The organism is Anaerosporobacter faecicola, from assembly GCF_012070565.1.
GTDB lineage: Bacteria > Bacillota > Clostridia > Lachnospirales > Lachnospiraceae > Anaerosporobacter > Anaerosporobacter faecicola.
On the sequence record NZ_JAAQRO010000029.1, the window covers coordinates 55,513 to 69,692 of the forward strand.

Sequence of the window (14,180 nt, forward strand, 5' to 3'; positions counted from 1 at the left end):
GATGGGAGCGAGACATGAAGTATATCGTAGTTTTAGGAGATGGAATGGCAGATGAACCTTTGGAAACATTGGAGATGAAGACGCCGCTTGAATATGCCAATACACCAACAATGGATGCCTTAGCAGGAAAATCTGAAATCGGTTTGGCAAAAACAATACCAGAAGGTATGAAACCAGGAAGTGATACAGCAAATCTTGCAGTACTTGGATACTACCCTAAAAAGTATTATACAGGACGTTCTCCGTTGGAAGCGTTGAGTATAGGTGTGGATATGAAGGCTACCGATATTGCTCTTCGATGCAATATTGTAACGGTATCAGATGATGATTTACCATATGAAGAAAAAACAATCATCGATCACAGTTCCAGTGAAATATCTACCGAAGATGCAGCCATTTTACTAGATGCAGTGAAAAAAGAATTAGAAAATGATGTGTACAAATATTATGTTGGAACGAGTTATCGTCACCTGACCATTTGGGATAAAGGAAATGTTGTTGAATTAACACCACCTCATGATATTCTTGGTAAAGTGATAGGTTCTTATTTACCAAAAGAAACAGCATTAAAAGAGATGATGAAGAAAAGTTATGATATCTTGAATAATCATCCATTGAACATAGAAAGAGCAAAAAAAGGTCTGAACAAAGCAAACTCAATTTGGTTTTGGGGAGCAGGAACAAGACCGGCTTTGGATTCTTTTGAAGAAAAGACAGGGAAAAAGGGAGCAATGATCTCTGCCGTTGATCTACTAAAGGGAATCGCAGTAGGTGCCAGTATGACGAACATTATTGTTGAAGGCGCTGACGGAACATTACATACTAATTATGAAGGTAAAGCACGAGCTGCTGTTAAAGCGGTATTAAAGGATGGATTTGATTTTGTATACATTCATGTGGAAGCACCAGATGAGATGGGACACCAAGGTAGTATACCGAATAAGATAGAAGCAATAGAATCTTTAGATCAAAAAGTTATTAAACTAGTGAAGGAAGAAATGGATGCATCAAACGAACCATATCGTATGTTGATTATGCCAGATCACCCAACGCCAATCTGTTGCCGTACCCACACAAGTGATCCAGTTCCTTATATGTTATATGATAGTAGAGTTGATAGAAAAGCCTCTTGGTTATATAATGAGAAAGAAGCAAAAAATAGTGGAAATTATGTCGCAGATGGGTATAAAATGATAAATAAATTGTTGACAGATGATGCAATATAATTTATTGTTTTAATTAACTACATTGTTAAAGCGTGTAGCGTGGATCGGTATATGTTTGCGAAATGTAATTGACGCAATCTAAATATATTTATAATATAGGAGGCAGTTATGCTAATAGTAAAAAAATTTGGCGGAACATCTGTAGCTAACAAAGAGAGAATCTTTAATGTTGCAAAAAGATGTATTGAAGATTATCAAAAAGGCAATCAAGTAGTTGTTGTTTTATCTGCAATGGGTAAACAAACAGACGTACTTTTAGATATGGCAAAGGATATTAATCCAAAGGCTTCTAAGAGAGAACTAGATATGCTATTGACAACAGGAGAACAAACTTCTGTTGCGTTAATGGCAATGGCTATGGATTCATTAGGCGTACCAGCAATTTCACTTAATGCATTCCAAGTGGCAATGCATACAACTTCCGTATACGGAAATTCCAGATTAAAACGTATTGATACCGAACGAATCAAACATGAATTAGATAATAAGAAGATTGTGATCGTAACTGGTTTCCAAGGCGTAAATCAATATGATGATTATACCACATTAGGTAGAGGTGGTTCTGATACAACAGCTGTTGCTTTAGCAGCATCATTACATGCAGATGCATGTGAAATTTACACAGATGTAGATGGTGTTTTCACAGCAGACCCAAGACTTGTCAAGGATGCAAAGAAACTTGATGAGATTACTTACGATGAGATGTTAGACTTAGCTACATTAGGCGCTGGAGTTTTGCATAACAGATCTGTTGAGATGGCTAAAAAATATGGAGTACCACTAATCGTACGTTCAAGTTTAAATACATCAGAAGGAACCGTTGTTAAGGAGGAAGTAAAAATGGAAAAGATGTTAGTAAGTGGAGTAGCAGCAGATAGAAATGTAGCACGTATTTCAGTTGTAGGATTACAAGACACACCAGGAGTAGCATTCAAACTATTCAATCATTTAGCAAACCACAATATCAATGTAGATGTTATTTTACAATCAATTGGACGTGAAGGAACAAAGGACATTAGCTTTACTGTAACAAAAGATGCTGTTGATGAAGCAGTTGAGATCATCAAGAGACATAGTGAGGGAAGCTTAAAATGTCAATCAGTAGATGTTGAAAGAAATGTTGCGAAAGTATCGATCGTAGGAGCAGGTATGATGTCTAATCCAGGGGTAGCTGCTAAGATGTTCGAAGCATTATTTGATGTTCAAGTAAATATTAAAATGATCGCTACTTCAGAAATCCGCGTAACCGTATTAATCGATGAGAAATCAGTAGAAGTTGCAACAAATGCGGTACATGAGAAATTCAATTTAGGTCATTAATAACGGGCAAAGTCTCAAATGCAAAACAATGCATTCATGAAGAATTTTAACTGTTAATTATAAGATATATTAGAAAGCTCCTCTTCCGCCTAGAAGAAATGTTACATGATTCTTTTAGATGGAAGAGGAGCTATTTTATTGACGCGAGCAACGAGCCAAAGTCCAAGTTTACTTGAGACCTTGGCGACTGCCGCGATAACTTGATAAACTCGCAAAGCGTGTTTATCATAGTTGAAGCTGTTATTAACACGAGAGTGTACACTTTGTTCTATAATGTAAGCCTTGCAATATAGTGAAATAACATATATTTTTAATACTTATTTAATTGTATTTCTTATAAAAACACATTATTATGTGAAGTACAAAGCAGACATATATGTACTCAATAAATCATACTTTGTACTTGGATGTTAGGAATGAAGAAGTGCTTGCTATAATCGTCAGAAAACATACGCTTGTTTGATATCACATGTGAATATAGTAGCCTCCTATTATACATAAAGTTCCTCATATTCGAAGTTTGAAAGGAATAATACAAAGGCAATAATAAGTACAAGGAAATGAATAAAATATATAGAAAGAGAGGTTGTTATATGAACTGGTTAAGACGTGTTATGAATGGTCGATATGGAGTAGACCAATTGTCACTTGCACTTCTTGTGATTTCGGTTATACTAACAGTAGTGGGAATTTTTCCAAAGTCACATGTACTATCGACATTATCGATAATTCCGTTGCTGATCTGTTATTTTCGTACGTTTTCAAAGAATATACGAAAACGGTATGAAGAAAACCGAAAATTTTTAGCGTTCTGGAACCCTATACGAAATTACTTTATGAAATATGTAAATAGGAGTAAAGATAAGACACATCGATATTATCGTTGTCCAAAGTGCAAAAAGACGGTACGGGTTCCCAAAGGAAAAGGGAAGATCTGCATTACTTGCCCTGTCTGTAAAGAAGAATTTATAAGAAAGTCGTAAAGGAGTTTACTTACATGGATATTTTAAAGCAGTTAAAGGATGAGTTGGGAATCCGACTTGAGCAGGTAGAAGCGACAGTAAAATTGATCGACGAAGGCAATACAATACCATTTATCGCACGATACCGAAAGGAAGTAACTGGTTCCTTAAATGATGAAGTATTGCGTAATCTACATGAACGATTGCTATACCTACGTAATCTGGAAGACAAGAAGAACTCTGTTTTAGCTAGTATTGAAGAACAAGGAAAGCTAACAGAGGAATTAAGAAAACAGATCCTAGAAGCTGCCACATTGGTTGTAGTAGAAGACTTGTATCGTCCATATCGTCCAAAGAGAAGAACAAGAGCTACCATTGCCAAGGAAAAAGGACTAGAACCATTGGCAAATCTTATAGTCATGCAGATGCTGAACAAGCCATTAGAAGAGGAAGCAGTTGCATTTCTATCAGAAGAGAAAGATGTGAATACGGTTGAAGAAGCTATTGCAGGAGCAAAAGATATTGTAGCAGAAAGTGTATCAGATGAGGCGGATTATCGTATTCATATTCGTAAAGTTACCATGCAAGAAGGAACCATTTCTTCAGTAGCGAAAGATGAAAAAGTGGAGTCTGTATATGAGATGTACTACGCTTTTGAAGAAACAATTGCAAAGATTGCAGGACACAGAATTCTTGCTTTGAATCGAGGGGAAGCTGAGAAAATTCTTACGGTTAAAGTGAATGCACCAATAGAAAAGATTATACGATATCTAGAAAAACAGGTAATCAAAAAAGAAAATCCATATACAACAGATGTATTAAAAAGCGTTGTGGAAGATAGCTACAATCGATTAATTGCACCTGCAATTGAACGAGAGATACGGAATGAGTTAACAGAAAAAGCTGAAGATGGAGCAATTAAAGTATTTGGTAAGAATCTGGAACAACTACTAATGCAACCACCTATTGTTGGACAAACAGTGTTGGGCTGGGATCCTGCATTTCGGACAGGTTGTAAATTAGCAGTAGTTGACCCAACGGGTAAGGTACTAGATACTACAGTTGTATATCCAACTGCACCACAGAATAAAGTGGAAGAAGCAAAAAAGACTGTAAAAGCGCTAATTGAAAAGTACAACATTACCTTAATTTCTATTGGGAATGGAACTGCATCAAGAGAATCTGAGCTAATTGTTTCGGAGATGATCAAAGAGATGAATCGTCCAGTACAATACATTATTGTAAACGAAGCAGGTGCCAGTGTATATTCGGCTTCAAAATTAGCAACAGAAGAGTTCCCTAACTTTGATGTAGGACAAAGAAGTGCTGCTTCTATTGCAAGAAGATTACAGGATCCGCTTGCAGAGCTAGTAAAGATAGAACCAAAAGCGATTGGTGTAGGGCAATATCAGCATGATATGAATCAAAAGAAATTGTCGGAAGCCTTATCAGGGGTTGTTGAAGATTCTGTTAATAAAGTAGGGGTTGATCTGAATACAGCAAGTGCTTCTTTATTAGAATATATATCGGGTATTACGAAAGTTATCGCTAAGAATATCGTTTCATATCGTGAGGAAAATGGTAGATTTTCTGATCGAAAACAATTATTAAAGGTTGCAAAACTTGGACCAAAGGCATATGAACAATGTGCAGGATTTATGCGTATTGCTGAAGGTAAGAATCCATTAGATGCGACAAGTGTGCATCCAGAGACGTATGATGCGGCAAAAGTGCTTCTTGAAAAACTAGGTTATACAGCTAAAGATATAACGAAAAAAGATGAAACTGGTAAACCGGTATTATCAAGACTTGGTGCTAAAATCACGGATAAGGAAAAGATGGCAGCAGAACTTGGAATTGGTGTGATTACCTTAACAGATATTATTAAGGAATTAGAAAAACCAGCAAGAGATCCTAGAGAAGAGATGCCAAAACCAATCTTAAGAACGGATGTACTTGCTATGGAAGATTTACAACCAGGCATGGTATTGAAAGGTACGGTTAGAAATGTAATTGACTTTGGTGCATTCGTTGATATTGGTGTACATCAAGATGGATTGGTTCATATTTCACAATTAACGGATAAAAAGTTCGTAAAACACCCATTGGATGTTGTTAGTGTTGGCGATATTGTTGATGTAAAAGTAATGTCAGTGGATCTTGGAAAGAAGAGAATTCAACTTACGATGAAAATGTAACAATGACGATGTCCCTTTGGCTGTTGTATCATATTATTGGTTGACAAATCCAGTAAAATTAGTTAATATATTGATGTTACAAGGTTACGCTCATTCGAGTGTAAAAACAGAATAAGATAGTTCTTCGGGGCAGGGTGAAATTCCCGATCGACGGTGATAGTCCGTGAGCTACTTCAGTAGCTGATTTGGTGCGATTCCAAAACCGACAGTATAGTCTGGATGAGAGAAGAAACATCTGAAATTATTTCTGCTTGTTTTCAATTGAATTTTATTGAAACAAACACAATGCAGCAATGCATAATGATAATTGATGATGAATAGCGCATGCTCTGAATGGTTTCATTCAGGGCTTTTTTATGTAATAGGAAGGAATATTCCATTGGCATAATTGGAAAGAGTTTCGTTACATAAAAAAACGCTCCACTATGGTGCATACTTGCACAAAGAAGTGGACGTGCTGAAGAACCTTCTTACGTTTATTGCCTTGCACAGAATAATCATACATAAGTTGTGCAAGAGAAAGCAAAGATTAAGGAGAGAGTAGTATGACTGAAAAAACAGGTCAGGCAATGACCAACACAAACATGGTGACAAAAGAGTTGTTTACAACAAAGAATTTAGTTATGATGGCATTTTTAGGAGCAATCGCATATGTGCTAATGCTATTACATTTGCCATTTAAGTATCTTGGTTTTTTGGAAGTTGAGTTCAGTGATGTACCAGCGCTCGTTGGTGGAATCTTCTATGGGCCTATGGTTGGACTTTTGGTAGAATTGATCAAAAACCTAATCAAAGCCATTACCGCAACAACAACAGGGGGCGTAGGAGAGCTAGCAAACTTTGTAATCTGTTCTGCTTATGTAGTAACAGCATCATATTTATTCCGTCGTTTAAAAGGAAAAGCTAGAGCAGTAATTTCGTTTGGTGTTGCAACTGTTGCATTAGCGTTTGTGGGGGCAATCATCAATTATTTTATTACGGTACCATTGTATGCCCAATTGTTTGGCGGAATGGAAAATGTAGTAGGTAGTGCTGCTAAAACGGTACCAGCTGTCAAAGATTTGGCAACTGTTGTTCTACTTGGAATCACGCCGTTTAATGTTATGAAAGGAATCGTATTAGGCGTTATAGGCTTTTATTTGTATAAACCGCTAAGAAATAGGATTTAGTGGATTACCCGTTGCCTTTTTCCTTGTTTCTGCTATAATGAAGTAGTAAAGTAAGGAAAGGCAGGAATTTGTAGATGAATAACAAGGTAAACTTGAAGATCGAATTAAAAGTTTCAGACATGTATGAATTTTTACTTCGACATGCATATACCAGTGTGGCTGGACTAGTGGGAGTTGGAATTAGTTTGGTTGCATTGGTATCGTTTTTTATAGGGCTAGGTAAATCCGATACCTATCAGAATATATTATTACTTGTGATTGCATCATTGTTTACAATTATTAACCCAATTCAACTCCGAATGAAAGCAAGACAACAAGTTAGTTTGAATCCAATGTTTAAGATACCGCTAGATTACGAATTCGATCAGGAACAGATTGTTGTTCGCCAGAATGATCAACATGCGGAATTATCATGGAATGATATGTATAAAGTTGTTGAAACTAAGAATCTAATTATCTTATATTTCTCCAAAGTGACAGGATATATTTTACCAAAATCACAGATGAATGGACAAGAACAGGAATTGGTCCAATTAATTCAAGACAATGTTGATCAGGCAAAATGTAAATTTCGGAAGAAATAATGGATTGGAGTTATTATGGTAATAGAGAGTTGGAATGAGAAAGAGACCTATCAATTAGGATATGAGTTAGGGAAGAAAGCCAATAAGAAAGATGTATTCTGCCTCTTAGGTGATTTAGGAGTGGGGAAGACAGTATTTACACAAGGATTTGCAGATGGGTTAGGAATTGAGGAACCAATCTGTAGCCCTACTTTCACAATTGTACAGGAATACTACTCTGGAAGACTACCGTTCTACCATTTGGACGTATATCGAATTGCAGATGTAGAAGAGATGGAAGAGATCGGGTATGAAGATTATTTCAGTGGAGAAGGAGTATGCCTGATTGAATGGGCAAACCTAATTGAAGAAATCTTACCAGAGGAGATAACGGTTATTAAGATCGAGAAAGTTCTGGAGAAAGGTTTTGATTATCGAAGAATAACAGTTGATGAGAGCTTGTAAACGAAGAGAGATACGAGTAATACTTTGTTTATAGATGGGAGAGAAGAATGAAAATCTTAGCAATTGATAGTTCTGGATTAGTTGCCTCAGTAGCAATTATTTCAGACAAAGAGTTAATAGGAGAATATACAATTAATTATAAAAAGACACACTCACAAACCTTATTACCAATGCTAGACGCGGTAGTGAAGATGGTTGAACTTGACCTGAAAGAGATTGATGCCATAGCAGTAGCGAAAGGACCGGGTTCATTTACAGGACTTCGAATTGGATCTTCAACAGCAAAAGGACTGGGTTTGGCGCTTAACAAACCAATTATTGAGATACCAACCGTGGATGGCTTAGCCTATAACATTGGATTCACAGATTATATGATTTGCCCGTTGATGGATGCAAAGAGAAACCAAGTGTATACTGGTTTGTATGAATATATAGACGGAAAATTCTCTGTTATAAAGCAAGAATGCGCAGTTGCATTATCGGAAATAATACAAGAAATTAATGAAAAAGGAAGAAAAGTCATCTTCCTTGGAGATGGTGTTCCTGTATACAAAGAACAGATTGAACAAGTAATTACAGTAGCACATGAATACAGTCCGGCGCATTTGGCTAGACAAAGAGCAGGTGCTATAGGAGCACTTGCATGTAGATACTATGAAGAAGGAACAATGGTCAATGCAAGAGATCATAAGCCAGAGTATTTACGTTTGTCACAAGCGGAACGAGAGTTAGCGGAGAAAAACGCTGCAAAGAAGAGTCAATAAGGAGCACGAACGTGTTTACAATACGAAACATGCAACAAGATGATTTGGAACAAGTAGTAGCAATTGAACAAAGTATTTTCTCTGACCCGTGGAGTGTAAAGGCATTTTCCGATTCCTTGAACCAGGAATTATGCATTTATCTTGTTGTTGAAAGAGAAAAAGAAATTGTTGGCTATTGCGGGTTATATGTGGTCAGTGATGAAGGACAAATTACTAATGTAGCAGTAAAACAGGAGTATCGAAATGCACATATTGCAACAGAGATGCTTACTGCTCTAATTAACAAAGCAAAGGGCCGGGGGGCTTGTGATTTTACATTAGAGGTCCGTCAAAGCAATACTGCGGCAATTCATGTTTACGAAAAACTTGGATTCCAAAGTGTTGGACTACGAAAGAAATTCTACGATAAACCAATTGAAGATGCAGTGATAATGTGGCTTTACAATTAATTTCCACTACAATATTTGGGGATTTTCTTGTATACTATAGGTATCTGATTGGTGTGTAATAGCAGGAGGGATAGGTTGTGAAGTGGTTGAAAGATGTACATGATTTGAAGCACAAGGATATGTATTGTAACGTATGCGGCAAAAAGCTAAAAATCGAACATGGGATACTAAAAGAAGATGTTTTTTCTGCAAAAAAAGAGTGGGGATATTTTTCACACAAGGATTTACAAATTCACACCTTTAATATGTGTGAGCGATGCTATAATAGAATGGTATCAGAGTTCGTGATACCGGTTGATATCTCGCTGAAAAGAGAAGTTATGTAGTGCTTTAAAAAAGTATTGAACGGATAAGAGCAGGAATAAAACAAAGACAAATAAGCGTATAAGATGATTGTATATAGCAGATGACAATTGTAAAATTGGACATGCTGTTATATACAATTTTTTTTTATAATAAGAAAGTCCTCCGACTGTTCTACTATAGAAACTTAAGAAGAACTTATAAAGGTGATTAGTAATAAAAAGTTTATGGCAGAAGGGGAATGAGACTCTAGTATGAAGAAACTTGTACATATGAATGGAAAGAAGACCACGGAATTATGCTGGATTGAAGTAAATAGCAAAATGTGTTAAGATGTAGACAAAATGTTAATAATACAAAGATAAAAACCGATAATTATAGTAAGTGAGGAAAATGGATGTTAGATGTATGTTTATTAGGAACCGGTGGAATGATGCCACTTCCAAATAGATGGTTGACAGCTTTGATGACTAGACTTAATGGTAGTAGTTTGCTGATTGACTGTGGAGAAGGTACGCAGATTGCCATACGTGAAAAGGGGTGGAGTGTCCATCCAATCGATGTGATCTGTTTTACACATTACCATGGGGATCATATTAGTGGATTACCAGGGCTTCTTCTTTCTATGGGGAATTCTGATCGTACAGAACCAGTTGTTATGATTGGTCCTAAAGGGTTGGAACGTGTAGTGAATGCACTTCGTGTGATTGCACCGGAATTACCATTTGAGATTATATTTAAAGAGATTACAAGCGCAGAAGAAACATTTCAAATTAATGATTATGTGATTCATGCATTTAAGGTTAGTCATAATATTACCTGTTATGGCTATTCCCTAGAGGTCCCACGTGCAGGAAAGTTTCAGCCTGAGAAGGCAAGTGAAAATCAAGTTCCACAAAAGTATTGGAGCCGCTTGCAAAAGGGGGAAAACATTGAGGAAGATGGAAAAGTGTTTACTCCAGATATGGTACTTGGAAGTCCGAGAAGAGGGATCAAGTTAACGTACTGTACGGATAGTAGACCAGTTCCAAGTATTGCAGAAAATGCAATGGATTCCGATCTATTCATATGCGAAGGTATGTATGGGGAAAAAGGAATGGAAGAAAAGGCAATGGCGCATAAGCATATGACATTTACAGAAGCAGCTGGTTTAGCCAAAAAAGCACAAGTAAGGGAAATGTGGCTGACGCATTATAGTCCATCTCTAATTCGCCCGGATGAATATGTAGATGAGGCCAGGGGAATATTTCAGAATACTAAAACCGCGAAGGATGGAAGAACAAAAACCTTATTATTTGAAGAGGATTAAAAGTACTGCGTGAAAGAAAAACTATTACAAGCACCCAAACGGGGGAAGGTAAGGGAGGAATCTATATGGCAGCAACGAAAAAAGAACGTCGAAATAAAATGTTAGTAGTTGTTATCGGAACATTCATTTTGGTGACATTGTTTTTTTATTTTATGAAAAAGGACACAGAAAAAGCAAAAGAAGAGGCAATCAAAGTGGAAATAGAAAACTTACTGGGAAGTGATATTGAGATGGATTATCCAAGCACGCCCAAAGAGGTTATTGTATTGTTTAATAAGTTAATTACATGTTATTATGATGAGAAATTGTCAGATGATACAATCAAGAAAGTAATGGCACAGGAAAGAGTTTTATTTGACCAAGAATTGTTGAATAAAAATCAATTTGATGATCAGTTTAAAGACTTAAAGGAAGAAATTACAGATTATCGAAAAGCCAAGAGAACAATCGTAGGAAGTTCTGTGGGAAAAAGTAGTTCGGTCGAATACTACAAAAAAGAAGGTAAGGAATATGCGTCAATTATTGCAACATATACCTTAAAAGATTCTGAAGTAACAAAAACATATCAAAAATATATTTTGCGAAAAGATGAAAATGGCAAATGGAGAATATTGGGTTGGGAGATTACGTCTCCTACTGATATAGGTAAATAGAGCGGAAAGATATTTTAGGAGAAGAACAGATGGAAAAAGATATATTAATATTAGGTATTGAATCATCTTGTGATGAGACAGCAGCAGCAGTCGTTAAGAATGGAAGGGAGGTACTTTCCAATGTAATATCATCTCAGATTGATCTTCATAAATTGTATGGTGGAGTTGTTCCTGAAATTGCGTCGAGAAAGCATATTGAAAAAATTAACCAGGTAATTGAAGAAGCAATGGAAGAGGCAAAAGTAACATTTGATGATATTGATGCGATCGGGGTTACCTATGGACCGGGCTTAGTGGGTGCTTTATTAGTTGGTGTAGCAGAAGCGAAAGCAATTAGTTATGCAACAGGTATACCACTTGTGGGAACACATCATATAGAAGGACATGTATCGGCTAATTATATTGAGAATAAGGATTTAGAACCACCATTTCTTTGTCTCATTGTCTCAGGGGGGCATACACACCTTGTAATCGTAAAGGCATATGGAGAATATGAGATCATAGGGCGAACTCGAGATGATGCAGCAGGAGAAGCATTTGATAAAGTTGCCAGAGCGATTGGATTAGGATACCCAGGAGGACCTAAGATCGATGCACTTGCAAAAGAGGGAGATGGGAAAGCGATTGCATTTCCACGTGCCCATATTGAAGGAGCTCCTTATGACTTTAGTTTTAGTGGTGTCAAGTCGGCTGTATTAAATCACATCAATCACTGTGAGATGAAAGGAATTGAAGTAAATCGTGCAGATATTGCGGCCTCTTTCCAAGAAGCAGTTGTTGATGTACTAGTATCAAAGACAATGTTAGCTGCCAAGGAATATGGATTGACAAAGGTTGCGCTAGCAGGAGGGGTTGCATCAAACAAAGGACTAAGAAAGGGAATGGAAGAAGCATGCAAAAAACATGGTTTATCATTATTCTACCCTTCACCAATCTTTTGTACAGATAATGCTGCGATGATTGCATCAGCAGCATATTATGAGTATAAAAATGGAACAAGACATGGATTGGATCTGAATGCAATTCCAAATTTAAAGATTGGCCAACGATAATACGAATGCTATAATGCATGGAGACTGAGATGAAAAAAGAAAAATATATAGCAATTATTTTAGCAGCAGGGCAAGGAAGTAGAATGCAATCGAATATTGCAAAACAATACATGGAGTTACATGGTAAACCGATGCTCTATTACTCACTCGCTGCATTTGAAAAAAGTAATGTGGATCATGTCATGCTTGTAGTGGGTAAGGGAGAAATGCCTTATTGTCAAAAAGAGATTATAGATAAATATGGGTTTCATAAAGTAAAATGGGTTATAGAAGGTGGATCTGAACGATATTTATCAGTCTATCGTGCCTTGGAAGTGATTGAACAGGCAATTGCTAATAGTGAATTGGAAGCGCAGAATAGTTATGTGCTAATACATGATGCTGCTAGACCGCTCATTAATGAAAATATTATCATGAAAACAATGGAAGAAGTCTGTATACATGGTGCAGTAGCAGTGGGTGTTCCTAGCAAAGATACAATCAAGATAGCAGATACAAGTGGTAATATAGCAAATACTCCAAAGCGTAGTCTCACGTATATTATTCAGACACCACAAGCGTTTTCATACACCTTATTAATTGATTCATATAGAAAAATAATGAATTGTTGTGAATTAGAAATAACAGATGATGCAATGGTTGTGGAGAGTGGAAGCAAACATAATGTAAAGATTGTTGAAGGTGAGTATACGAATATGAAAGTTACAACACCGGAAGATGTGGTAATTGCAGAATTATTATTGAATCGATACTATAAGTAATACTTTATGTAATACTTTACAATGCTAGCAGAACGTGTAATGGAGATTAAGCGCTGTGTGTGCTAATTTATTTAAAGGAATACCTATTACGTATTATATAAGTGGAGTAATAAGAATAATAGAAATGCCTCGGCAGATTCAGTTAAAAATGATGGATGCCAGAGGTGTTTTTTCTATAAAGAACTACAAGTCGTATAGATAATAGACTATAGAGTGTTAATTCTTTTAGAATTGATGTGAGTAACCAAAAATATTGATACAGTAGGATAAACATAACCTGTTATAGTTATATTTCGTGTGAAGTGTTCTTTTAAAAATGATAATTGAGTCAATATTACTTAATTGTTTGAAAAATAAAAAAAATAGCAAAATTATAGTTGACTTTATAATTAACACATGTTATACTAACACATGTCGCTGATGTGCATTAGAGCTTTTAAACAAGCCTTTTCAATAAGCATAGAAGCAATAATAAAAAATGCTTGACAACAAAAAACTGAAATGATATACTGTTCAAGCAACGTATGGAGAGGTGTCCGAGTGGTTTAAGGAGCTGGTCTTGAAAACCAGTGATTCCGAAAGGGACCGTGGGTTCGAATCCCACCTTCTCCGTCGCATCGTAAGATTGCGTACAATTCAAGCACGGTTACGTGTTGGACTTGCTATCAATCGGCTTGGAATACTTTGGAGAAGTACCCAAGAGGTTGAAGGGGCTCCCCTGGAAAGGGAGTAGGTCGTTAATAGCGGCGCGTGGGTTCAAATCCCACCTTCTCCGTAAACTTCTAAAAACTTCGAAAAAATAAAAAAAGTAGTTGACAAACGAAAGTAACTGTGTTAAACTATTTGAGCTGATTAAACAGAACATTGAAAACTGAACAGTGAAACAACCTTGAAAATTCCAGTGTTCACAAGTCATTGACTTAGATGAACACAAAAAGATTTTCAGTTCTTATAAAGAACAAACCGTATCGGAAGTTAGAGATAAC

At 36.4% G+C, this 14,180-nt stretch carries 14 protein-coding genes, 2 tRNA genes and 1 riboswitch; all 16 genes read left to right on the forward strand.

Annotation, left to right across the window (positions count from 1 at the left end):
- The first annotated feature begins 14 nt into the window (after nt 1-14).
- The 16 genes from HBB17_RS12430 (at nt 15) to HBB17_RS12505 (ending at nt 13,969) form a co-directional block, all read left to right on the forward strand.
- Nucleotides 15-1,226 (forward strand): cofactor-independent phosphoglycerate mutase, encoded by a 1,212-nt coding sequence (locus HBB17_RS12430; RefSeq protein ID WP_167957827.1) that lies wholly within the window; start codon nt 15-17, stop codon nt 1,224-1,226.
- Between the two features lie 108 nt (nt 1,227-1,334).
- Complete coding sequence (locus HBB17_RS12435) at nt 1,335-2,546, forward strand: aspartate kinase (protein WP_167957828.1); 1,212 nt, start codon at nt 1,335-1,337, stop codon at nt 2,544-2,546.
- Between the two features lie 560 nt (nt 2,547-3,106).
- Nucleotides 3,107-3,529 (forward strand): 6TM ABC transporter family protein, encoded by a 423-nt coding sequence (locus HBB17_RS12440; RefSeq protein ID WP_238483738.1) that lies wholly within the window; start codon nt 3,107-3,109, stop codon nt 3,527-3,529.
- A 14-nt stretch (nt 3,530-3,543) separates the two neighbouring features.
- The gene (locus tag HBB17_RS12445) at nt 3,544-5,706 is read left to right on the forward strand and encodes a Tex family protein (protein ID WP_167957829.1); all 2,163 of its coding nucleotides are present in this window, start codon (nt 3,544-3,546) and stop codon (nt 5,704-5,706) included.
- Nucleotides 5,707-5,822: 116 nt separating this feature from the next.
- A riboswitch (FMN riboswitch) is annotated at nt 5,823-5,941 on the forward strand.
- Between the two features lie 310 nt (nt 5,942-6,251).
- Nucleotides 6,252-6,875, forward strand: a complete 624-nt coding sequence (locus HBB17_RS12450; RefSeq protein WP_167957830.1) for an ECF transporter S component — start codon at nt 6,252-6,254, stop codon at nt 6,873-6,875.
- A gap of 74 nt (nt 6,876-6,949) precedes the next feature.
- Nucleotides 6,950-7,459 (forward strand): YcxB family protein, encoded by a 510-nt coding sequence (locus HBB17_RS12455; protein ID WP_167957831.1) that lies wholly within the window; start codon nt 6,950-6,952, stop codon nt 7,457-7,459.
- Nucleotides 7,460-7,474: 15 nt separating this feature from the next.
- On the forward strand, nt 7,475-7,903 hold the full coding sequence (gene tsaE / locus HBB17_RS12460) for a tRNA (adenosine(37)-N6)-threonylcarbamoyltransferase complex ATPase subunit type 1 TsaE (RefSeq protein WP_167957832.1): 429 nt from the start codon (nt 7,475-7,477) through the stop codon (nt 7,901-7,903).
- Between the two features lie 47 nt (nt 7,904-7,950).
- Nucleotides 7,951-8,667, forward strand: coding sequence for a tRNA (adenosine(37)-N6)-threonylcarbamoyltransferase complex dimerization subunit type 1 TsaB (gene tsaB / locus HBB17_RS12465; RefSeq protein WP_167957833.1), 717 nt, complete (start codon nt 7,951-7,953; stop codon nt 8,665-8,667).
- An 11-nt stretch (nt 8,668-8,678) separates the two neighbouring features.
- A complete protein-coding gene (gene rimI / locus HBB17_RS12470) occupies nt 8,679-9,116 on the forward strand; it encodes a ribosomal protein S18-alanine N-acetyltransferase (protein WP_238483739.1) in 438 nt (145 codons plus the stop codon).
- 77 nt (nt 9,117-9,193) lie between these two features.
- Nucleotides 9,194-9,442, forward strand: a complete 249-nt coding sequence (locus tag HBB17_RS12475) for a hypothetical protein (RefSeq protein ID WP_238483740.1) — start codon at nt 9,194-9,196, stop codon at nt 9,440-9,442.
- Nucleotides 9,443-9,816: 374 nt separating this feature from the next.
- Nucleotides 9,817-10,728, forward strand: coding sequence for a ribonuclease Z (locus HBB17_RS12480; protein WP_167957834.1), 912 nt, complete (start codon nt 9,817-9,819; stop codon nt 10,726-10,728).
- 65 nt (nt 10,729-10,793) lie between these two features.
- Nucleotides 10,794-11,381, forward strand: a complete 588-nt coding sequence (locus tag HBB17_RS12485) for a DUF6715 family protein (RefSeq protein WP_167957835.1) — start codon at nt 10,794-10,796, stop codon at nt 11,379-11,381.
- 29 nt (nt 11,382-11,410) lie between these two features.
- Nucleotides 11,411-12,433 carry a tRNA (adenosine(37)-N6)-threonylcarbamoyltransferase complex transferase subunit TsaD gene (tsaD, locus tag HBB17_RS12490; RefSeq protein WP_167957836.1) on the forward strand — a complete coding sequence of 341 codons (1,023 nt, stop codon included), beginning with the start codon at nt 11,411-11,413 and terminating at the stop codon, nt 12,431-12,433.
- A 29-nt stretch (nt 12,434-12,462) separates the two neighbouring features.
- Entirely contained in the window at nt 12,463-13,194 is a 732-nt protein-coding gene (gene ispD, locus HBB17_RS12495; RefSeq protein ID WP_167957837.1) for a 2-C-methyl-D-erythritol 4-phosphate cytidylyltransferase, read from the forward strand.
- A gap of 526 nt (nt 13,195-13,720) precedes the next feature.
- Nucleotides 13,721-13,806: transfer RNA gene (locus tag HBB17_RS12500), tRNA-Ser, on the forward strand.
- A 74-nt stretch (nt 13,807-13,880) separates the two neighbouring features.
- Nucleotides 13,881-13,969: transfer RNA gene (locus HBB17_RS12505), tRNA-Ser, on the forward strand.
- Nucleotides 13,970-14,180 lie beyond the last annotated feature (211 nt).